Raw genomic sequence first — 22,152 nt, forward strand, 5'->3', positions numbered from 1 at the left:
CGCGCCGTACGCGATGCCGCTATTTATTGTCCGCTCGCTAGAGTTATTCTGTGCGCAATTACTCTACTGAAGCTGAGCCCACCACATTGGTGGGGCCGTGGCTCGAGCCTCTCCTGCCCGAGCTGATCGCCTTCCGGCGGGACCTGCACGCGCACCCGGAACTCTCCTTCAAGGAATTCCGCACCACGGACAAGCTCTTCCAGCGACTCGAGGAAGCCGGCCTCAAACCCCGGCGCCTCGACGGGACGGGCCTGACGGTTGATATCGGAGACGGCCCGATCGCCACCGCCCTGCGCGGCGACATTGACGCCCTGCCCATCATCGAGGAAACCGGCCTGCCGTTCGCCTCGAAGAACCACGGCGTCACCCACGCCTGCGGCCACGACGTCCACACCGCCACCATGCTCGGCGCGGCCCTGGTCCTGCAGCGCATGCACGAGCAGTCGCCGCTGGGCGGTTCCGTGCGGATCATCTTCCAGCCGGCCGAGGAAACCATGCCCGGCGGCGCCCAGAGCTGCATCCAGCAGGGAGTCCTCGAGGGTGTTCCCCGGATCCTGGCGCTGCACTGTGACCCCCGCATCGAAGTGGGGAAGATCGGCACCCGGATCGGCGCCATCACCTCCGCCTCGGACACCATCAAGATCGAGCTGACAGGGCGCGGCGGCCACACCTCCCGCCCGCACCTCACGGAAGAGCTCGTGTTCGCCCTCGCCCAGATCGCGGTCAACGTCCCGGCGGTCCTGTCCCGCCGGGTGGACGTCCGCAGCGGCGTCTCCGTCGTCTGGGGCCACATTTCCGCCGGCTCCGCCCCCAACGCGATCCCGGCCAGCGGCTACATGGCCGGCACCATGCGCTGCCTGGACCGCGACGCCTGGCACAGCGCCGGCAAGATCCTCGACGAGGTGGTGCAGCAGATCGCCGCACCGTACGGCGTCGACGTGCACCTGGAGCACACCCGCGGCGTGCCGCCCGTGGTGAACTCCGAACACGAGACCGCGCTGATCGAGGCCGCAGCCCGTGCCGAGATCGGCGAAGGGGCTGTGGTCCTCACCCCGCAGTCAATGGGTGGGGAGGACTTCGCCTGGTTCCTCGCGGACCTCCCCGGCGCCATGATGCGCCTCGGCACCAAGACCCCCGGCGGCGAGGAGTACGACCTGCACCGCGGCGACTACATCCTGGACGAACGTGCCCTGGGCCTGGGCGTGCAGGTCCTTACCGCCGCAGCCCTGCGCACCATCCGCGACCTCTAAGCCGCCGCCCGCGGGCACGCCCCGCCCAGGTGAGACTTCGCGGCGTATTTCAGTTGTGCACAATCTAATTGTGGGCTATCGTATTTACGTGACCAACTCGCCCCGTGACAACGCCCCCCGGCTGGACAAGCAGCTGTGCTTCGCCATGTACTCGGCCTCGAGGGCCGCGACGGCGGCGTACCGGCCCCTCCTCGACGAGCTCGGCCTGACGTACCCGCAGTACCTCGTCATGCTGGTGCTCTGGGAAGACGAGCCGCGCAGCGTCCGCGAACTGGGGGAGGAGCTGGGGCTCGACTCCGGTACCCTCTCCCCGCTGCTCAAGCGGCTCGAGTCGCTGGGCCTCGTGGAACGGCGCCGGTCCGCCGAGGACGAGCGCCGGGTGGAGGTTTTCCTGACCGAAGCCGGCACTGCACTCAGCACGGGGTCGGCCGCGATCCCGCAGCGGTTGGCCGACGCCGCGGGGCTCTCGCCCGCCGAACTCGAACAGCTCCGCGAGACCCTCGGCCGGCTTACCGCCGCCCTGCACGCCTCCCACTAAGGCCCGCCCCCCAGCGAAGCCCGCCCCCGACGTCGAAATCGCGGCAGGCGCGCCGGCTCGCCGGAAGCTTACGGCGCCTGCGCAGGCCGCCGGCGAATTCGCCGCCGGCCACCAGATTTTTCCCAACAGATTGGATGTCCCATGAAGACTCTCTATACAGCTGAAGCCCTAGCCTCCGGCGAGGGCCGCGACGGCACCGCCGTCACCAAAGACGGCCGGCTCAGCGTGGCCCTGGCCAGCCCGGTGGAACTCGGTGGCAGCGGCGAAGGCACCAACCCGGAACAGCTCTTCGCCGCCGGCTACGCAGCCTGCTTCCACTCCGCGCTGCGCCTCGTCGGGCGCCAGCAGAAGGCGGACCTGACGGATTCCGCCGTCGCCGCCCGGATCCACCTTGGCGCCCTCGCCGACGGAGCCGGCTACGGCATCGCCGCTGAACTCGAGATCGCCCTGCCCGCCGTGGACCGGGACACGGCGGAAGCCCTGGTCGCCCAGGCGCACGAAGTCTGCCCCTACTCCAACGCCACCCGTGGAAACATCACTGTCGACATCAAGATCCTGGAGGTCGCCGCATGAGCGCCAACACCGGAACCATCGCCCTTCCCGCCACAACCCGCGAGATCCAGCTGGCATCGCGTCCGCACGGCCGCCCCGTGCCGGAGAACTTCCGCCTGGCCGAGACCGCACTGCCTGAACTCCAGGACGGCCAGGTCCTGGTCCGCAACCTCTTCATCTCGGTGGACCCGTACATGCGCGGCCGGATGAACGACGTCAAGTCCTACTCGGCGCCGTTCGCCGTGGACGCCGCGCTGGACGGCGGCGCCGTCGGTGAGGTCATCGCCTCCCGGTCATCGGACCGCCAGGTGGGCGACGTCGTCGTCCATTCCCTGGGCTGGCGTGAATATGCCGTGCTCGACGCCGGCGCCACCACCCCCGCCCGCACCGATCTGGCCCCTGCGCAGGCTTTCCTCGGCGCCCTGGGCATGACCGGGCTGACGGCGTATGCCGGCCTGCTCAAGGTCGCGGACTTCAAAGCCGGTGACGTCGTGTTCGTCTCAGGCGCAGCGGGTGCCGTCGGCTCCCTCGTGGGGCAGATCGCCAAGGCCATGGGCGCCTCCCGCGTCATCGGCAGCGCCGGCTCGCCGGAGAAGGTGGCCAGGCTGCTGGAGCTCGGTTTTGATGCGGCGTTCGACTACCACGACGGCCCGGTTACCGAGCAGCTCGCCGCGGCCGCCGGCGACCGCGGGATCGACGTGTATTTCGACAACGTCGGCGGGGAACACCTCGAAGCCGCCCTGTCGGCGCTCACGGTCGGCGGACGCGTGGCCATGTGCGGTGCCATCTCGCAGTACAACTCCACCGAGCCCACACCGGCTCCGCGGAACCTCATGCAGGCCATCGGCAAGCAGCTGACCCTCAAGGGATTCCTGGTCGGCGGTTACTGGCAGCACATGGCCGAGTTCGTCGGGACCATGTCCGGCTGGCTCGCGGACGGCACCGTCCGCTACGACGAGACCATCGTGGACGGGCTGGAAAACGCCCCGCAGGCGTTTATGGATCTCCTGGACGGCGCCAACACCGGCAAGATGCTGGTCCGCGTCTAAGCCGCGCACCCCGTCCGCGCACCGCGCCCTATACGCGCAAAGCCCCGCACCGGATTGCCGGTGCGGGGCTTTCGGCGTCTACCGCTTGGTAACAAGTTCTCAACAATCTGTGGAATCGCTGTGAACTGTGCTACTTGGACGTGTCTCAGGCCACTAAAGTGTCTTGCATCAGTGCGCCTCGGCGCAGTGCTGCGAAATCCATCAGTGAAAACAGCGTTTCAGCGGCAACCCCGCCAACAGACACTCATTGAGCACCCGTCGTAGCGCCTACTTTTTCTTCCTGGAGGAACATTGAAGAACTCTCTGCGTGCAACCTTCAAGCGCGGTTCGATGGCCGGAGTTGCCACCGCCGGTGCGGCTGCACTTCTGCTGACCGGCTGCGGCGCCGCCCCGACCACCGGCAGCAGCGCGGCCCCCACGGCCAGCGACTACTCAGGCTGCATCGTTTCCGACTCGGGTGGATTCGACGACCAGTCGTTCAACCAGTCCTCCTACGAGGGACTGAAGAAGGCTGAGCAGGAGCTGGGCATCAAGGTCAACGAGGCCGAGTCCAAGACCAACAACGACTTTGAGCCGAACCTCCGCGCCATGGTCACCGCAGGCTGCGACCTGACCGTCACGGTGGGCTTCCTGCTGGGCGACGCCACCAAGGCCCAGGCCACGGCCAACCCGGACAGCCACTTCGCCATTGTCGACTTCGGCTACGAGACCCCGATCAGCAATGTCAAGCCGATCATCTACGACACGGCCCAGGCTGCCTTCCTGGCGGGCTACCTCGCCGCCGGCACCACCAAGACCGGAACGGTCGCCACGTTCGGTGGCATCAAGATCCCCACGGTCACCATCTTCATGGACGGCTACGCCGACGGCGTCAAGTACTACAACGAGCAGAAGGGCAAGGACGTCAAGGTTCTTGGCTGGGACAAGGCCAAGCAGGACGGCTCCTTCACCGGTGACTTCGAAAAGCAGGACAAGGGCAAGCAGTTCACCCAGAACTTCCTGGACCAGGGCGCGGACATCGTGATGCCCGTCGCCGGTCCGGTGGGCAAGGGCGCCGGCGCGGCCCTGAAGGAAGCCAAGGCAGCAGGCAAGGACGTCAAGCTCATCTGGGTTGACTCCGACGGCTTCCTCACGGCACCGGATTACAAGGACATCATGCTCTCCTCCGTCATGAAGCAGATGGGCGAGGCTGTCTACACCGTTGTGAAGGAAGACAAGGACGGCAACTTCGACAACACGCCGTACGTTGGCACCCTCGCGAACGAAGGCGTCCAGCTGGCCCCGTTCCACGACCTGGACTCCCAGGTTCCCGCGGAACTGAAGTCCGAGCTGGATCAGATCAAGAAGGACATCGCCGAGGGCAAGCTGAAGGTTGAATCCGCAGCCAGCCCGAAGGTCTAACTTCCTTTCGCAAAGCGCCACGGCCCGTCCGGTCACCACCGCACGGGCTGTGGCGCTTTTCGTTGAGCGGGCCGGCTCCGCTTCCGGCTGCAGGCACTAGGCTGGGTCTGCAGCCCCATCATCCGTCCGCGCCACAACTGCCGGACACTTCGAGATTGGTCAGAGTTTTGAAACTTGAACTCAAGGGGATCACCAAACGCTTCGGCTCCCTGGTAGCCAACGATCACATTGACGTGGTTGTTGAACCCGGGCAGATTCATTGTCTGCTCGGCGAGAACGGCGCGGGCAAGTCCACGCTGATGAACGTCCTGTACGGACTCTACGAGCCCACCGAGGGCCAGATCCTCATCGACGACAAACCCGTCACGTTCCGCGGCCCGGGCGACGCCATGGCCGCCGGCATCGGCATGGTCCACCAGCACTTTATGCTGGTCCCGGTATTCACCGTGGCCGAGAACGTCGCGCTCGGGGCGGAAACCACCAAGACCGGCGGATTCCTGAACCTGGACGACACCCGCCGGAAGATCAAGGAGATCTCGGACCGGTACGGCTTCGACGTCGACCCCGATGCGATGGTCGAGGACCTCCCGGTCGGTGTGCAGCAGCGCGTGGAAATCATCAAGGCGCTGGTCCGCGACGCCAAGGTGCTTATCCTCGATGAACCCACGGCCGTGCTGACCCCGCAGGACACCGATGAGCTGCTGGACATCATGCGCCAGCTCAAGAGCCACGGCACCTCAATCGTCTTCATTTCGCACAAGCTCCGTGAGGTCAAGGCCGTCTCGGACACCATCACGGTGATCCGGCGCGGCAAGGTGGTGGGCAGCGCCGATCCCGGCGCCTCGACGACCGAACTGGCCTCCTTGATGGTGGGCCGGGCCGTGAACCTGACCCTGGACAAGGCCCCGGCCAAGCCCCAGGAGACCACCTTCCAGGTCAAGGACCTCACCGTGATCGCCCCGAGCGGCCAGCACGTGGTGGACGGCATCAGCTTCGACATCGCACGCGGCGAGATCCTCGCCGTCGCCGGCGTCCAGGGCAACGGTCAGACTGAACTGACCGAGGCCATCCTGGGCCTCCATGAACGCGCCCAGGGATCGATTCTGCTGGACGGCGAGGAACTCCTGGGCCGCAGCGTCAAGGACGTCCTCAACGCCGGCGTCGGCTTCGTCCCCGAGGACCGCTCGGTCGACGGCCTGATCGGCACCTTCTCGATCGCCGAGAACCTGATCCTGGACCGCTATGACCAGGCCCCGTTCGCCAAGGGCATCAGCATGAGCCCGGCCAAGGTCCTGGAGAACGCCAAGACCCGGATCGACGAGTTCGACGTGCGCACCCCGTCAGGATCGCTCGCAGCCGGCACGCTGTCCGGCGGCAACCAGCAGAAAGTCGTGATGGCCCGGGAACTCTCCCGGCCGCTGCGGCTCTTCATCGCCTCCCAGCCCACCCGCGGCGTGGACGTCGGATCCATCGAGTTCCTGCACAAGCGCATCGTGGCAGAGCGCGACCACGGCACTCCGGTGATGATCGTCTCCACCGAACTGGATGAGGTGATCGAGCTCGCCGACCGGATCGCCGTGCTCTACAAGGGCAAACTCGTCGGGATCGTCCCGGCCGGCACCGGACGCGACGTCCTCGGCCTGATGATGGCGGGGCTGTCCCCGCAGGACGCCCTCGCCGACGCCGCGAGCAGGCAGCCGGCCCGGGAACCCGGGGGAGCGGCCGCCGCAGGCGCTGCCGCAGATACTGCCGCAGGCCCCGCCGCAACCAAAGAATCGAACCAGGCGCCCGCCGCCCACCCCGTGCAGGAGTCCAGCTCCGGCGCTGTAGGAGACGACCATGAGTGAAAACAACCCGCCGCGACACTCGGCTGCACCGGATCCGGAGCGGATCCCCACAACCCAGTCCCCCAACGCGGCGCCCCAGGACCCCCTGGAGGACGACGCCGACTTCGTCACCACGCTGGACACCGCCGGCGGGGCGATGCGGCCATCGGCCGTCCCGGTCTCCGCCCAGAGCGGGAAGATCCCCGGCGCTGAGGAACCGGATTCGGTGCTGCGCAAGATCTTCACGGGCAACGGCATCGTCACCATCCTGGCCGTCCTCCTCGCCCTGTTCCTTGGCGGCCTGCTCATTGCCGCCACGGACAAGGTGGTCGCGGCCACGTCGAGCTACTTCTTCGCCCGGCCCACCGACTTCCTCTCCGCGGTCTGGTCGGCGGCCACCGGCTCCTACGTCGCGCTGTTCCAGGGAGCGGTCTTCAACCCCCGGGCCAGCGGCGTCGCCGGACAGTTCGCCCCGCTGATGGAAACCCTCACCATCGCCACCCCGCTGATCACCGCCGGCCTCGGCGTCGCACTGGCCTTCCGCGCGGGCCTGTTCAACATCGGTGCGCAGGGCCAGATCATCATGGCCGGCATCCTGGCCGCCTGGGTGGGCTTCGCCCTGGACCTGCCGGTGGGCCTCCACCTGCTGCTCGTCCTGGTCGCCGGCATCATCGGCGGTGCCGTCTGGGGCGGCCTCGTCGGCGTGCTCAAGGCGAGGACGGGAGCCCATGAGGTCATCGTGACCATCATGTTCAACTACATCGCCCTCTACTTCCTGCGGTACCTGCTGGACACGGACCTGTTCCAGCGCCCGGGAGAGACCACCCCGATTTCCCCGATCCTGGAAGCGTCTGCCCTGTACCCGCAGATCTTCGGCAGCCAGTACCGGCTGCACCTTGGTTTCCTGCTGGCCATCGCGGCAACAGTGTTTGTCTCGTGGCTGCTGAACCGGTCCACGATCGGTTTCGAATTCCGCGCCGTCGGTGCCAACCCCAAGGCAGCCCTGACCGCCGGAATCAACGTTCCCCGCGCCACCATCCTGGTGATGACCCTGGCTGCCGGCCTGGCCGGCCTGGCCGGCGTCGCGCAGGTGGCGGGTACCGAAAAGGTCCTGACCGACGGTGTTGCGGCAACCTACGGCTTTGATGCCATCACCGTGGCACTGCTGGGACGTTCGACGCCGTGGGGCACCTTTGCCGCCGGCATCCTGTTCGGCGCCTTCCGCGCCGGTGCGGTCCAGATGCAGATTCAGACCGGCACCCCGATCGACATCGTGCTGGTGGTCCAGTCACTCATCGTGCTGTTCATCGCGGCGCCGCCGCTGGTCAGGGCGATCTTCGGAATGAACCCGCGCAAGAAGAAGGCCGCAACCGCCGGCAAGACCCAGAAGGCAGCAACCACCGGAGGTGCAGCATGAGCACAACAGCAACAGCGCCCGTACCGGGTGGCCCGCAGGGCAAGCCGGAGCAGGCAACGGAACGCAAGCAGACTGTGTCCGCCAAACCCGTGACGTGGAAACTGCCCGTGACACTGATGGTGCTGGCAGTCGTCGCGTTCATCTTCTTCGGCCTGTATGGCCCCCAAACGACCGCCAAGTTCGGCGTGTCCTCCGGCGGGGACTTCTTCCAGCTGCCCGCGATCGAACTGCCCGCCTTCCTGTCCGGCATCGTTCTCTCCGTGATCCTGCTCGGCCTTGCCGGCTACTCCATGGTCCGGAAAACTAACAACCGGCACACCCCGCGCTGGCTGCCGGTGGTGTTCACCGTCATCTTCGTGATTGCCTTCCTGATCTGGGTCGTCGGCGGCGCCAGGACTCCCAGCATCTCGCTGGCCGGCCTCATCGCCGGGTCCGTGACCCTCGCCGTCCCGATCGTCTTCGGCTCCCTGTCCGGCGTCCTGTGCGAACGCGCCGGCGTCGTGAACATCGCCATCGAAGGCCAGCTCCTCGGCGGCGCCTTCACGGCCGCGATTGTCGCCAGCGTGACCGACAACCCCTACCTGGGCCTGCTCGCGGCCGCCGTGGCAGGCGCCCTCGTGTCGATGGTACTGGCCGTGTTCAGCATCAAGTACGTCGTCAACCAGATCATCGTCGGTGTGGTGCTCAACGTCCTGGTCTCAGGCCTCACCGGCTTCCTGTTCAGCACCGTGATGCAGGCGAACAAGGAAATGTTCAATTCGCCCGGCCGGCTCCCGATCATCGAAATCCCGGTCCTGTCCAGCATTCCGGTCCTCGGCCCCATCCTGTTCAAGCAGTCCGTCGTGGGCTACCTCATGTACATCGCTGTGATTGTTGTATGGATCGGGCTGTTCAAGACCAAGTGGGGCCTGCGCGTCCGCTCCGTCGGTGAACACCCGCAGGCTGCCGACACGCTGGGCATCAAGGTCAACGCGACCCGTTTCTGGAACGTCACGCTCGGCGGCGCCGTCGCCGGAATCGGCGGATCGTTCTTCACGCTCGTGGCGATTGACAGCTTCACGAAGGAGATTTCCGGTGGCCGCGGCTTCATTGCCCTCGCCGCAATGATCCTGGGCCGCTGGAACCCGATCGGGGCGTTCTTCGCCGCGCTGCTGTTCGGCTTCGCCGACAACCTGCAGAGCATTGTGACGATCATCGGCACCCCGGTGCCGAGCCAGTTCATGGCGATGCTGCCGTACCTCGTGACCGTGTTCGCCGTCGCCGGGCTCGTCGGCCGTTCCCGGCCCCCGGCCGCGAGCGGCATACCGTACGTAAAGGGTTGACGATGGAGAGCGCCGACGTCGACTGGGCCGCCCTCGAGGCCGCCGCGGTCGCCGCCATGGAAAACGCCTATGCGCCGTATTCGAAGTTCGCGGTGGGGGCAGCAGCCCTCACCGCGGACGGCCGGATCGTCAGCGGCTGCAATGTCGAAAACGCCAGCTACGGACTCACGCTGTGCGCCGAGTGCGCCCTTGTGGGCAACCTGCACATGACCGGAGGCGGCCTGCTCCGCGCCTTCTACTGCGTCGATGCGGCCGGCAACGTCCTCATGCCCTGCGGACGGTGCCGGCAGCTGCTCTACGAATTCAGGGCTCCCGACATGGAGCTCATGACCACCCAGGGAATCAAGACCATGGACCAGGTCCTTCCCGATGCCTTTGGCCCCCAACACCTGGAGGAACCCCGGTGACCCAGACCACCAGCACCACTGAAGCATTCGACGCCGTCGACATCATCCGCATCAAGCGGGACAAGGGCGTCCTCAGTCCGGCCCAGATCGACTGGACCATCGACGCGTATACCCGCGGCGCCATCGCCGACGAGCAGATGGCCGCCCTGAACATGGCGATCCTGCTCAACGGCATGGACCGGACCGAAATCTCCCGCTGGACGGCGGCGATGATCGCCTCCGGCGAACGGATGGACTTCTCCAGCCTGCGCCGCCCCGACGGCAGCGTGAAGCCCACCTCCGACAAGCACTCCACCGGCGGGGTAGGGGACAAAATCACCCTGCCGCTGGCACCGCTGGTGGCGGTCTTCGGCGTTGCCGTGCCCCAGCTCTCCGGCCGCGGCCTGGGCCACACCGGCGGCACCCTGGACAAGCTCGAAGCGATTCCGGGCTGGCGCGCGGCGCTGAGCAACGAGGAGATGCTGGCCCAGCTGCAGGACGTGGGCGCGGTTATCTGCGCCGCCGGCGCCGGACTGGCCCCGGCGGACAAGAAGCTCTACGCCCTGCGGGACGTCACCGGCACGGTGGAGGCCATCCCGCTGATCGCTTCCTCGATCATGAGCAAGAAGATCGCCGAAGGCACCGGTTCGCTGGTGCTGGACGTCAAGGTGGGCAGCGGCGCCTTTATGAAGGACGAGGCACGCGCCCGCGAACTGGCCGAGACCATGGTGGCACTGGGCAAGGACGCCGGCGTCAACACCGTGGCCCTGCTCACCAACATGAACACACCGCTGGGCCTCACCGCCGGCAACGCGATCGAGGTCGAGGAATCGGTGGAGGTCCTGGCCGGCGGGGGACCGGAAGACGTCGTCGAGCTCACTGTCCGGCTCGCAGAGGAAATGCTGGCCTGCGCCGGCGTCCGCGACGCCGACCCGCGGGCCGCGCTCCGCGACGGCCGGGCCATGGACGTCTGGAACCGGATGATCGAGGCGCAGGGCGGGGACCCGCGCGCCAAGCTTCCGGTCGCCCGGGAATCCGAGGTCATCTACGCGCCGGCCGACGGCGTGCTGGTGGAACTCGACGCGATGGCCGTCGGCGTCGCGGCCTGGCGCCTCGGTGCCGGACGTGCCCGCAAGGAGGACCAGGTCCAGGCCGGTGCCGGGGTGCGTATGCACGCCAAGCCGGGCGCCACGGTCAAGGCCGGCGAGCCGCTCATGACGCTCCTGACCGACACCCCGGAGAAGTTCGAACGGGCCCGGGAAGCGCTGGAGCACGCCGTCGTGATTGCCCCGGAAGGCTCCCGCCCGGCGCAGCAGCTCATCATCGACCGCATCGCCTAAACCGCCCGTTGCCCTGTCACTTGTGGTCGCTCAACCCCCGGGTCAGCGACCGCAGGTGACAGGGCAAACTGCGGCCTGCCCCGCAGTACACTGGCACGACAGCCGTCCTCCCGTTGTTTGTTAGGAAACCGTGCAGGCAATCAACGACTTCATCCTGGCCGCGGCCGGGCAACCCTGGGTCCTTGCCCTGGTGTTCGCGTGCTGCGTGATAGACGGCTTCTTCCCGCCCGTTCCGAGCGAATCGGTGGTTGTGGGACTCGCCGCCGTGGCCGCCACCGCCGACGTTCCCAACCCTGCGCTCCTGGCCATGACCGCCGCCGCCGGCGCCTTCATCGGCGACAACATCGCCTACGTAATCGGCCGCCGTGTGGGCACCCGGCGCTGGGCCTGGATGCGCGGCCACCGGATGCAGCGGGCCTTCCGGTGGGCGGGTGCGGAACTGCGCAAACGGCCAGCCTCCCTGATCCTCGTGGCGCGCTTTGTGCCGATCGGCCGCGTCGCCGTTAACCTGACGGCCGGCGCCACACACTTCGCGCAGTCACGCTTCGTTGCCCTGACCGTCCTGTCCGCGGTGCTCTGGGCCGCCTACTCGGTCGCGATCGGACTCTTCTTCGGCCAATGGTTTGAAGCGAACCACCTGCTCGGCGTCATCGTCGCGGTCATCTGCGCGGTGGGTCTGGGCATCCTGGTGGACGTGGTCATCGGCAAGGTCCGGGGGCCGCTTCCCGGGGACGCCGGACAGCCGGTTCCTCCGGCCGTGCCTAAAAAGACGGAGCCCTGAAACTCGTCAGATTTATCCTGACGGAACGTAGCGCATCCCATTCCGTCATGGGACACTGAAGAGCGCTTTTCGTCACTTTCCTAGGAGCAACGCCCGCGTGGAATTTATCAATGAGGCTATCCTCCATGCCGCGGGACAGTGGTGGATTTACCCGATTCTTACGATCTTCTGCTTCATCGACGGTTTCGTTCCGATTCTCCCGAGCGAAACCCTGATCGTCGCCTTGGGTGCCCTCTCTGTCACGTCCGGCCAGCCGAACATGTGGTGGGTCATGGCCGCGGCAGCCCTCGGGGCCATTGCCGGGGACAACATGGCGTACATGCTGGGCCGTCACATCGGCGTCGAACGGTTCCGCTGGATGCGCAAGCCCAAGGTCCGCCGCGCCCTGAACTGGGCACGCTACGAGCTCGACAAGCGCGGCGCCATGCTGATCTTCACCGCCCGGTACATCCCGGTGGGGCGCGTGGCCGTGAACTGGATCGCCGGCACCACCGCGTACCCCCGCCGCCGCTTTGTCATCCTGGACGTCTTCGCCTCCATCACGTGGGTGGCCTACTCGGCCGGAGTCGGCATCGTCGCCGGCAACTGGGTCCATGAACACCCGCTGCTCGGCGTGGGCATCGCCATCGCCTTTGCTGTTGTCCTCGGCATTGTGATCGACCACCTGCTGACTTGGCTGCACCGCTGGCGCGACACCCGCGGTGCTGCCGCGGCCGCCAGCCGGGCCGCCACGCTCGCGGCCGAAGCCAAAATGGCACACGCCCAAACCCAGCACGCCGAGGGCCCGCACACCCAAACCCCGCACACCCAAGCCCCGCAGAAGAACGCAGCGCGCGCGGAAGCGGCCGCTGCACCGGGGCACCGGCACGGCCCCGGGACCGCCCCGCTGGCCGGACCGCTGGCCGCATCGGCCGACGTCGAGGCCTGATTCCGCCGCCCGTGTGGCACCGGCGGGCCCGGCCTGATGCCGGCGCGGGGCGTCCGCCGTCGGACCGGCTGGTGTTGCCCGGCCTCCGACCCTAAGGTTGGAACGTGACTGAGATAATTCTTGACGCTGCCCCTGACCTCGACTTCGACCTGAAGGGCCTCCCCAAGGTTTCCCTTCACGACCACCTGGACGGCGGACTCCGTCCGGCCACCATCATTGAACTTGCCGAGGCCGTGGGACACACGCTGCCGTCCACGGACCCCGTCGCCCTGGGGGAGTGGTTCCGCGAATCCGCCGACTCCGGCTCGCTGGTCCGCTACCTCGAGACGTTCGACCACACCATCGCCGTGATGCAGACCAAGGACGGGCTGTTCCGCGTCGCCAAGGAATTCGTCGAAGACCTCGCCGATGACGGCGTTGTCTACGGTGAAGTGCGCTGGGCCCCCGAACAGCACCTGACGAAGGGTCTGAGCCTGGACGAGGTTGTCGAGGCCGTGCAGGCGGGCCTTGAAGCCGGTGTTGATGCCGTCGCCGAGACCGGCCGCGACATCCAGGTCGGCCAGCTGATCACCGCCATGCGGCACGCCGACCGCGGCCAGGAAATCGCCGAGCTGGCCGTCCGCCACCGCAACAACGGCGCCGTCGGCTTCGACATCGCCGGCGCCGAGGACGGCTTCCTGCCGTCCCGGTTCAAGGACGCCTTCACCTACCTGGCCCAGCACAACTTCCCGGCCACGGTCCACGCCGGCGAAGCCGCGGGACTCGAAAGCATCCAGTCCGCCCTGGTGGACGGACGCGCCCTGCGCCTGGGCCACGGCGTCCGCATCGCCGAGGACGTCACCGTTGAATTCGAGTCGGATGAAGACGCCAACGGTGACGGCGATGAACTCGACGACAACATCGGCATGGTGACCCTTGGCGAGCTGGCCAGCTGGGTGCGGGACCGGGGCATCGCCCTGGAGATCTGCCCCTCCTCCAACCTGCAGACCGGTGCCGTTGCCGGCTTCGGCGAGGGCATCGAAAGCCACCCGCTGGACATGCTCTACCAGCTGGGCTTCAACGTCACGATCAACACGGACAACCGGCTCATGAGCGGCGTGACCCTCACGGACGAGTTCGAACTGCTGGTCGAGACGTTCGACTACGACCTCGACGACCTGCTGGAGCTGACCCTGAACGCCGCCGAGGCCGCGTTCCTGCCGCTCGAGGAGAAGGAAGCCCTGGTCGAATACATCAACGAGGCCTACGCCGATCTTGGCTAACACGGACTCCAACGCGGTGGGCGCGCTGGTCGATTGCATCAGCGAGCTGCGCGCCCACTGCCCCTGGATGGGTGCCCTCACCCACGAATCCCTTGTGGAGTACCTCCTCGAGGAGGCCTTCGAGGTGGCGGAAACCATCGAGACGGCCGGCGGCGACGCCGAGCTGAAGGCCGAACTGGGCGACGTCCTGCTCCAGGTGGTCCTCCACTCCCGCCTCGCCGAGGAGCGGGGAGCCTTCGGCCTCGACGACGTCGCCCGCGGCCTCACTGCCAAAATGGTCCGGCGCAACCCGCATGTGTTCCGTCCTGACGGATCCCTGCAGGAGTCCTTCCCGGCGACGGTGGAGGAAATCGTCCGCACCTGGGACGCCGTCAAACGCGCGGAGCAGGTCCTGCACTCCGGGGCCGCGGACGCGGGCGCGGAACCCTCCGGTGCTGAACTGTCCCGCGCCGATCCTTCCCGGCTGGGGGCGCTCGGCGGCGTCCCCGGCGCACTCCCGGCGCTGGCCCGGGCGCAGAAACTTCTCGACCGCGCCGAGCGGGCCGGACTGCCGGCCTCCGCCGGGCCGGTTGACATCCCGGCGTCGGAGGCCGACCTCGGGGAGTTGCTGTTCGCCATCGCGGCAGCCGCACGGGCCCAGGGGCTGGACGCCGAACGCGCCCTCCGCGGCGCGAACCGCCGCTTCCAGGCGGGCCGGCCAGCGGCTCCGCCGCATGAACCGTCCCCGTAATCCGCCAAATGACGTCCGGGGACTGGATAGGTTTCTGTAACTTATCCCACTCTCGACTAGGCTGGGTAGCGACGAGGACGTCGATCTTTCAGCTTGATTCCCAGCTAGATTTCCCATCAGATTCCCAGCAGATCGCTTCACCCAAAGGAGCCTATCCATGGCGCTTATCGATGCCATCCACGCCCGCGAGATCCTCGATTCCCGTGGCAACCCCACCGTAGAAGTTGAAGTCCTGCTCTCGGACGGCCAGATCGGCCGCGCAGCAGTTCCCTCCGGCGCCTCCACCGGCGAGCACGAGGCCGTAGAACTCCGCGACGGCGACAAGGGCCGTTACCTCGGCAAGGGCGTCCAGAAGGCCGTCGACGCCGTGATTGACCAGATCGCCCCGGCCCTGATCGGTTTCGACGCCACGGACCAGCGCAGCATCGACCAGTCGATGATCGACCTGGACGGCACCGCCAACAAGAGCAAGCTCGGCGCCAACGCCATCCTGGGCGTGTCCCTGGCCGTCGCCAACGCCGCCGCGGCGTCCGCCGACCTGCCGCTCTACAAGTACCTGGGCGGACCCAACGCGCACGTCCTGCCCGTGCCGCTGATGAATATCCTCAACGGCGGATCGCACGCTGACTCCGACGTCGACATCCAGGAATTCATGGTTGTCCCGCTGGGTGCCGAGACCTTCTCCGAAGGCCTGCGCTGGGGCGTTGAGGTCTACCACGCCCTCAAGGCGGTCCTCCAGGCCAAGGGCCTGTCCACCGGCCTTGGCGACGAGGGCGGCTTCGCGCCGAACCTGCCGTCCAACCGTGCAGCCCTTGACCTCATCCAGGAAGCCATCCGGAACGCCGGCTACACCCCGGGCCAGGACATCGCCCTCGCCCTGGACGTTGCCTCCTCCGAGTTCTTCAAGGACGGCGCCTACCAGTTCGAAGGCAAGACCCTCAGCTCCTCCGAGATGAGCGCCTACTACGCCGAACTCGTCGCCGACTACCCGCTGGTTTCCATCGAGGACCCGCTGGATGAAAACGACTGGGAAGGCTGGAAGACACTCACCGACGCCATCGGCGACAAGGTCCAGATCGTGGGTGACGACCTCTTCGTCACGAACCCGGAGCGACTCCAGACCGGCATCGATTCGAAGACCGCCAACTCGCTGCTGGTGAAGGTCAACCAGATCGGTTCCCTGACCGAAACCCTGGACGCCGTCTCCCTCGCCCAGCGCGCCGGTTACACCACCATCACCTCGCACCGCTCCGGCGAGACCGAGGACACCACGATCGCGGACATCGCCGTTGCCACCAACGCGGGCCAGATCAAGACCGGTGCCCCGGCACGCTCCGAGCGCGTCGCCAAGTACAACCAGCTGCTGCGCATCGAAGAGGAGCTCGACGATGCCGCACGTTACGCCGGCCGCAGCGCCTTCCCGCGTTTCAACGGCTAGTAACCGCCGGAACCGCGAACCGGTGGCTATGGTTGAAAGACCATGGCCACCGGTTCCTTTTTGGGCACGGCTCCTGTTGGCACGGTTCCTCTTCGGGCGCCGCGCCAGCGCCGCGCAGCCGGCTTTTCGCCGGTGAGGGTCCGGGCCACGGGGATCAGCGTTGAACAGTGCTGAACCAGCAAGCCGCTAGCCAGCCGGATCAGAACCCGGCATTACAGGAGTGACATGGCCACCCGCCGACCCAAGGTTCCCCGGGCCACGCCTGTGGCCCCGAAGTCTCCGGACACCGGCGACGGCGGCGACGTCATCCAGGCTGATTTCGGCAACTCCCGCGGGACCCAGCCGAACCCGGCCCGCACGGCGGTTCCGCCGCCCGGCCAGCACACCGGCAACTCCGCATCCGCCCGACCGGGAGCGACCCGTCCGGCAGTGACCCGCCCTGCGGCGCCCCGCCCCCCGGTGAGCCGCCCTGCAGCGCCAGGCGCAGCTACGCCCGCGGCAGCGGCGCCGGGTACAGCAACGCCGAAAGCGACAGCGCAGAAAGCAACAGCGCCGGGTGCAACCGGCAGCAGCACCACCCCGTCCTCCGGAAAGGGCGCCGCGCCGGAGGACCACCCCGTCCCGGCCAAGGCATTCTCCGGCCGGATGCTGGCGTTGCTCGTCGTTATGATTGCCATCACCATCATGCTGGCACCTACCGTCAAGATCTTCTTCGAAAAACGTGCCGAAATCGCGGAACTGCAGGCGGACATTGCGGCGAAACAGGCCGAGCAGAATGATCTCAGGCGCCAGGTCTCCCGGTGGCAGGATCCGAACTACGTGAAGCAACAGGCCCGCGACCGGATTAACATGGTTATGCCCGGCGAGACGGGCTACTGGGTCTTTGGCAGCGATCTTCCCGCCGGATCAACCAGTGGCGCGGCCGGTGCAGGATCAGCCCAAGACCCGGCCGAGCTGCCCTGGGTGGATTCCCTCTGGGACTCCATCCAGCGCTCGGCAACAGACTAAGAAGCGGTGCCCGCCGCAGGATTGTCCGCCGGACAACGCCAGACAGGGCAGGAAGGTGCCGCCCCCGTGGACGAGAACCGAGTGGACGAGACACCCGCGGCAGTGGACCCGAGCGCAGCCAACCCGGCAACCCCGGATCCCTCGACCTCCGCGGCGGAATCCCGGCGGCCCTCGCCCCGCGACCTCGATGTCCTGAGCAGGCAACTGGGGCGCCCGGTGCGTGACGTCGTCGAGATCCCGGCCCGCTGCGTCTGCGGCAATCCGCTGGTGGCGGCCACCTCCCCGCGGCTGAGCAACGGCACGCCGTTCCCCACCACTTTCTACCTCACGCACCCGGTCATCACCTCGGCGGTGTCACGGCTGGAGGCGGCGGGCCTGATGAACGAAATGAACGAACGGCTCGGGGGAGACGCGGACCTCGCAGCGGACTATCGCGCCGCCCATGAGGCCTATCTGGCGTCCCGGGCCGAGATCGGTGCCCGGTCCGGCATCGGAGCCGTGCCCGAGATCGACGGGATCTCCGCCGGCGGCATGCCCACCCGCGTAAAATGCCTGCACGTCCTGGTGGGCCATTCCCTCGCTGCCGGACCGGGCGTGAACCCGCTCGGCGACGAGGCCATCGCAGCCATCAGCGAGTGGTGGACAACAGACCGCTGCTACTGCGACGGCGCGTGGGACACCGGCGGCGAAGCCCCCTCACAGGACCTCAGCCGGCACGGCCCGCAGGGCCTTCCCGGGATCGTGGGCCGGCCCGCCCCGGTCCGGAAACCGCGCACCGAAGATCCCGGCAGCACCGGCGCCCCCGGAACCCCCGGATCCGCCGACGCCAACGGGGCCGGCCAGTGACCCGCGTGGCCGCCGTCGACTGCGGCACCAACTCAATCCGCCTGCTCATCGCCGATGTCGAATCGGACGGCAGCACTCCCCGGCTCGCCGACGTCGTGCGCGAAATGCGCGTCGTCCGGCTCGGCCAGGGTGTGGACGCCACGGGGGAGCTCGCGCAGGAGGCGTTGGACCGGACCTTCGCAGCCGCCTCGGAGTACGCCGGACTGATCAAGAGCCACGGGGCCACCAAGGTGCGCTTCGTCGCGACCTCGGCCACACGCGACGCCCGCAACCGGCAGGACTTCGTCGACGGCATCCGCGGGCTCCTCGGAGTCGAACCCGAAGTTATCACCGGGGACGCGGAAGCCGCGCTGTCCTTCGCCGGCGCCAGCAGCGTCCTGCCCTCACGCGGCGAGGATCCCATCCTCGTGGTCGACCTCGGCGGCGGCAGCACCGAGTTCGTGCTGGGCAACGCCGACGGCGTCATCGCCGCCAGGAGCGTCGACGTCGGGTGCGTCCGGATGACAGAACGCCACCTGCGCAGCGACCCGCCCACAGCCGAACAGATCGCCGCAGCGGAGGCGGACGTTGACGCTGCCCTCGATGAGGCGGCCAGGACCGTCCCGCTGGACCGCAGCGCCGCCGTCGTCGGTGTGGCCGGTTCCGTCACCACCATCACGGCCCACGCGCTCCGGCTGCAGGAATACTCCGCGGAGGCCATCCACGGCACCGAACTTTCCCTCGACGCCGTGCGCCGCGCCTGCACCGAGCTGCTCGCGATGTCCCACGCGGAGCGGGCCGCCCTGCCGTACATGCATCCCGGCCGGGTGGACGTGATCGGGGCAGGCGCCCTCGTCTGGCGGCGGGTCCTGGAACGACTGGCCGATGCCACCGACCTCAGGGTCACGACGGCGGTCACCAGCGAACACGATATTCTTGACGGAATTGCCTTGAGTATCAGCTAGGCCGCACACCGGCCACGCGGCCGGCGGACGCCCGGCCGGACGGCGCCCGTTCACACCTCCCCACCACGACCACCCCTCGGCGTTCCGCAGCGCCACCGCAACCGCAGCGCCACCAGCTGTCCCGCCGATAGGACCCGAATGACCAGAGCAACAGACCGGCGACGCCGGACCGCCTCCGCGTTGATGGCCTTGGCCCTGGCGGGCGGTACCTTTGTCGCCGGATTGGCGGGCGCGCCCGCCGCACACGCCGACGACTGGCGTAAAAAGGAATACTGGCTCGCGGAGTCCGGCATCACCAAGGCCTGGGAGGTGTCCAAGGGCGCCAACGTCAAGGTCGCCGTCATCGACAGCGGTGTGGACGGCAAGCACCCTGACCTGGCCGGCGTGCTGACGGGCGGCGTCGATGTGTCCGGTGCCGGGAGCGCGGACGGCCAGAAGAGTATCGGAGCCAAGCCCGAGCACGGAACCCTCGTCGCCACCATGCTGGCAGGCCGGGGCCACCAGCCCGCGAAATCGACGGAAAAGGCCAGCCCCAGTCCCAGCCCCAGCGCCAGTTCCGGCCCGACCGTCGGACCGGACGGAATCGTCGGCGTGGCCCCCGAGGCGGAGCTGCTGTCCGTGTCGACGTGGCTTGGATCGGAGAACCCGGGCGGCAAGAGCGACCAGGACCAGATACCCGAGGCCGTCCGCTGGGCCGTCGACAACGGGGCCCGGGTCATTAACATCTCCCTCGGCAGCACCTCACCGGAATGGCCGCAGAGCTGGGACGCGGCTTTCCTATACGCCGAGCAGAATGATGTTGTGATCGTCTGCGCCGCTGGCAACCGTGGCGGCGGCAACGTCCAGGTCGGGGCGCCCGCCACCATCCCCGGGGTACTCACCGTCGCCGGCCTGGACCGCAAGGGCAAGGCCAGCGTCGATTCCTCGTCCCAGGGCATCAGCATCGGCGTTGCGGCCCCGGCGGAAGACCTGATCGGGGGCACGCCCGGCGGCGGCTACGTGGAATGGGCCGGCACCTCGGGCGCCACCCCGATCGTCGCCGGTGTAGCCGCCCTGATCCGCTCCAAGTGGCCGGACATGACGGCCAACCAGGTCATCAACAGAATCGTCAGCACCGCCAAGGATGCCGGCGCTCCGGGGAAGGATCCCTTGTACGGGTTCGGGATCCTCAACGCCGAGGCCGCGCTCAAGGACGACGTGCCCGAAACCCGGGTCAACCCGCTGGGTTCGATTTCCGACTGGATCCGGGTCCACCGGCGGGGCAACCTCTCCAGCGCACCGGCCGCCGCCGCGGCGACCCCCTCCAGCGCCGCGCCCACCCTTCCGGAGCCCACTGTCCCGGTGGCGGAGGCCCCGTCCGGAATGGACAGCGCTGTGCCGGCCCTGGTGGTGATCGGCTTCGGCGGACTGTTCCTGTGCATCGTGGGGGCCGCCGCCTTCCAGCTCCGGCGCGTGGTCCGGACGGACCCGAAAGCCGGGCCTCATGGTTCCGGCAACCCGGAAACCGGGGTGCTTGATTCCGCGGATTCCACCGGAAAGCCGTAGTTAGTGAAGTTTTTCACAAAGTGCGGTATTCTTGGGGAATGGCATCCTCCCCTCAGCTCCAGGACCGTCCCAGGGTACTCGTCGTCGGCGGCGGGTACGTCGGCCTGTACGTAGCCCTCAAACTGCAGAAGAAGATCGCGAATGCCGGTGGCATCGTCACCCTCGTTGATCCGCTGCCCTACATGACCTACCAGCCCTTCCTCCCCGAAGTTGCCGGCGGCAACATCGAGGCACGCCACGCCGTCGTCTCGCACCGCAAGCACCTCAAGCAGACCGAGCTCATCCAGGGCCGCGTCACGTCGATCGACCACGCCAGCCGCACGGCTGTCGTGGCCCCGGCCGACGGTGGCGAGAACTTCGAGGTTCCCTACTTCGACGTCGTGGTGGCCGCAGGCGCGATCACCCGCACGTTCCCGATCAAGGGCCTCGCGGAGAAGGGCATCGGCCTCAAGACCATCGAGGAAGCCGTCGCCCTGCGCAACGGTGTGCTCGAACGGATCGAAGCCGGCTCGCTGATGACCGACCCGGTGGAGCGCGCCCGCGCCCTGACCTTCGTCGTCGTCGGCGGCGGCTTCGCCGGCATCGAATGCATCACCGAGATGGAAGACCTGGCCCGCGCCGCGGTCAAGAACAACCCCCGCATCAAGCAGGAGGAAGTCCGCTTCGTCCTGGTCGAGGCCATGGGCCGGATCATGCCGGAAGTCACCGCCCCCCAGGCCGAGTGGGTTGTCGAGCACCTCCGCAGCCGCGGCATCGAGGTCCTGCTCAACACCTCCCTTGACAACGCCGAGGGCTCCCTGAAGCTCATCAACCTGCCGGACAAGACCCCGGCCCAGGAATTCGAGTCGGACACCCTGGTCTGGACTGCCGGTGTGCAGGCCAACCCGATGATCCGTTCCACCGACTTCCCGCTGGAGCCCCGCGGGCGTGTGCGCGTCCTCCCGGATCTGCGCATCGCCGGCGACGAAGGCATCATCGAGAACGCCTGGGCGGCCGGCGACATTGCGGCCGTGCCGGACCTCACGGGCAGCGGCCTGCCGGACGGCACCTGCGTCCCCAACGCCCAGCACGCCCTGCGCCAGGCCAAGCGCCTCGCCAAGAACCTGTGGGCGTCCCGCTGGGACAAGCCCCTCAAGGACTACAAGCACAAGAACCTGGGCGCCGTCGCCGGGTTCGGCCAATGGAAGGGTGTGGCCAACCTCAACATCGTCGGCCGCATCGGCCTCAAGGGCCCCCTGGCCTGGCTGGCGCACCGCGGCTACCACGGCCTGGCCATGCCCACCGTGGAACGCAAGCTCCGCGTGATCTTCGGCTGGATCCTGGCGTTCTTCGTCGGCCGCGACACCACGCAGCTGATCGATCTGGACAACCCCCGCGGCGCTTTCGTTGCCGCCGCTACACCGGCGCCCAAGCCGGCTGCGGCTCCGGCCGCGCCTGCGGCTGAGAAGCCGGCGGCCGGGGCCGGCAAGGCTGCCACCAAGGAAGCCGTTTCGGCCGACTCCAAGTAGCCTGCGTCAGCGTTCGACGGCGGCCGTTCCCCTGCAGGGGAGCGGCCGCCGTCGCCGTTAAGGCGGCATCAGGCGCCGGAG

20 protein-coding genes are annotated in these 22,152 nt (G+C 67.9%); all 20 read left to right on the plus strand.

Annotated elements, in window-relative coordinates; translation table 11 throughout:
• Nucleotides 1-50 precede the first annotated feature (50 nt).
• On the plus strand, nucleotides 51-1,250 hold the full coding sequence (locus tag FS787_RS16875) for an amidohydrolase (RefSeq protein ID WP_144674237.1): 1,200 nt from the start codon (nucleotides 51-53) through the stop codon (nucleotides 1,248-1,250).
• A 145-nt stretch (nucleotides 1,251-1,395) separates the two neighbouring features.
• The gene (locus tag FS787_RS16880) at nucleotides 1,396-1,788 is read left to right on the plus strand and encodes a MarR family winged helix-turn-helix transcriptional regulator (protein ID WP_144674489.1); all 393 of its coding nucleotides are present in this window, start codon (nucleotides 1,396-1,398) and stop codon (nucleotides 1,786-1,788) included.
• A gap of 141 nt (nucleotides 1,789-1,929) precedes the next feature.
• Nucleotides 1,930-2,361 (plus strand): organic hydroperoxide resistance protein, encoded by a 432-nt coding sequence (locus FS787_RS16885; protein WP_144674239.1) that lies wholly within the window; start codon nucleotides 1,930-1,932, stop codon nucleotides 2,359-2,361.
• Entirely contained in the window at nucleotides 2,358-3,389 is a 1,032-nt protein-coding gene (locus tag FS787_RS16890; protein ID WP_144674241.1) for an NADP-dependent oxidoreductase, read from the plus strand. Before FS787_RS16885 ends, FS787_RS16890 begins: the two co-directional genes overlap by 4 nt.
• A 330-nt stretch (nucleotides 3,390-3,719) precedes the next feature.
• On the plus strand, nucleotides 3,720-4,790 hold the full coding sequence (locus FS787_RS16895) for a BMP family protein (RefSeq protein WP_144674491.1): 1,071 nt from the start codon (nucleotides 3,720-3,722) through the stop codon (nucleotides 4,788-4,790).
• A gap of 167 nt (nucleotides 4,791-4,957) precedes the next feature.
• Nucleotides 4,958-6,637 carry an ABC transporter ATP-binding protein gene (locus tag FS787_RS16900; protein ID WP_144674243.1) on the plus strand — a complete coding sequence of 560 codons (1,680 nt, stop codon included), beginning with the start codon at nucleotides 4,958-4,960 and terminating at the stop codon, nucleotides 6,635-6,637.
• On the plus strand, nucleotides 6,630-8,033 hold the full coding sequence (locus FS787_RS16905) for an ABC transporter permease (protein WP_144674245.1): 1,404 nt from the start codon (nucleotides 6,630-6,632) through the stop codon (nucleotides 8,031-8,033). Before FS787_RS16900 ends, FS787_RS16905 begins: the two co-directional genes overlap by 8 nt.
• On the plus strand, nucleotides 8,030-9,355 hold the full coding sequence (locus tag FS787_RS16910; protein WP_144674247.1) for an ABC transporter permease: 1,326 nt from the start codon (nucleotides 8,030-8,032) through the stop codon (nucleotides 9,353-9,355). The genes FS787_RS16905 and FS787_RS16910 overlap by 4 nt, the downstream gene beginning before the upstream one ends.
• Nucleotides 9,356-9,357: 2 nt before the next feature.
• Complete coding sequence (locus FS787_RS16915; protein WP_144674249.1) at nucleotides 9,358-9,762, plus strand: cytidine deaminase; 405 nt, start codon at nucleotides 9,358-9,360, stop codon at nucleotides 9,760-9,762.
• Nucleotides 9,759-11,081 (plus strand): thymidine phosphorylase, encoded by a 1,323-nt coding sequence (locus tag FS787_RS16920; RefSeq protein WP_144674251.1) that lies wholly within the window; start codon nucleotides 9,759-9,761, stop codon nucleotides 11,079-11,081. Before FS787_RS16915 ends, FS787_RS16920 begins: the two co-directional genes overlap by 4 nt.
• Nucleotides 11,082-11,211: 130 nt before the next feature.
• Complete coding sequence (locus tag FS787_RS16925) at nucleotides 11,212-11,862, plus strand: DedA family protein (protein WP_144674253.1); 651 nt, start codon at nucleotides 11,212-11,214, stop codon at nucleotides 11,860-11,862.
• A 97-nt stretch (nucleotides 11,863-11,959) separates the two neighbouring features.
• Entirely contained in the window at nucleotides 11,960-12,790 is an 831-nt protein-coding gene (locus tag FS787_RS16930) for a DedA family protein (RefSeq protein ID WP_144674255.1), read from the plus strand.
• Nucleotides 12,791-12,894: 104 nt separating this feature from the next.
• A complete protein-coding gene (locus tag FS787_RS16935; RefSeq protein WP_144674257.1) occupies nucleotides 12,895-14,052 on the plus strand; it encodes an adenosine deaminase in 1,158 nt (385 codons plus the stop codon).
• A 67-nt stretch (nucleotides 14,053-14,119) separates the two neighbouring features.
• The gene (locus FS787_RS16940) at nucleotides 14,120-14,782 is read left to right on the plus strand and encodes a MazG nucleotide pyrophosphohydrolase domain-containing protein (protein WP_144674492.1); all 663 of its coding nucleotides are present in this window, start codon (nucleotides 14,120-14,122) and stop codon (nucleotides 14,780-14,782) included.
• A gap of 157 nt (nucleotides 14,783-14,939) precedes the next feature.
• Entirely contained in the window at nucleotides 14,940-16,220 is a 1,281-nt protein-coding gene (gene eno, locus FS787_RS16945) for a phosphopyruvate hydratase (RefSeq protein ID WP_144674259.1), read from the plus strand.
• A gap of 225 nt (nucleotides 16,221-16,445) precedes the next feature.
• The gene (locus FS787_RS16950) at nucleotides 16,446-17,228 is read left to right on the plus strand and encodes a septum formation initiator family protein (RefSeq protein ID WP_144674261.1); all 783 of its coding nucleotides are present in this window, start codon (nucleotides 16,446-16,448) and stop codon (nucleotides 17,226-17,228) included.
• A gap of 102 nt (nucleotides 17,229-17,330) precedes the next feature.
• Nucleotides 17,331-18,074 (plus strand): DUF501 domain-containing protein, encoded by a 744-nt coding sequence (locus tag FS787_RS16955; RefSeq protein ID WP_260982629.1) that lies wholly within the window; start codon nucleotides 17,331-17,333, stop codon nucleotides 18,072-18,074.
• Nucleotides 18,071-19,018, plus strand: coding sequence for a Ppx/GppA phosphatase family protein (locus FS787_RS16960; RefSeq protein WP_144674263.1), 948 nt, complete (start codon nucleotides 18,071-18,073; stop codon nucleotides 19,016-19,018). Before FS787_RS16955 ends, FS787_RS16960 begins: the two co-directional genes overlap by 4 nt.
• Nucleotides 19,019-19,156: 138 nt before the next feature.
• On the plus strand, nucleotides 19,157-20,563 hold the full coding sequence (locus FS787_RS16965) for a S8 family serine peptidase (protein ID WP_144674265.1): 1,407 nt from the start codon (nucleotides 19,157-19,159) through the stop codon (nucleotides 20,561-20,563).
• A gap of 38 nt (nucleotides 20,564-20,601) precedes the next feature.
• Nucleotides 20,602-22,071 (plus strand): NAD(P)/FAD-dependent oxidoreductase, encoded by a 1,470-nt coding sequence (locus FS787_RS16970; protein WP_144674267.1) that lies wholly within the window; start codon nucleotides 20,602-20,604, stop codon nucleotides 22,069-22,071.
• Nucleotides 22,072-22,152: the final 81 nt, after the last annotated feature.

The sequence above is a fragment of the Arthrobacter sp. U41 genome (assembly GCF_007679325.1).
GTDB lineage: Bacteria > Actinomycetota > Actinomycetes > Actinomycetales > Micrococcaceae > Arthrobacter.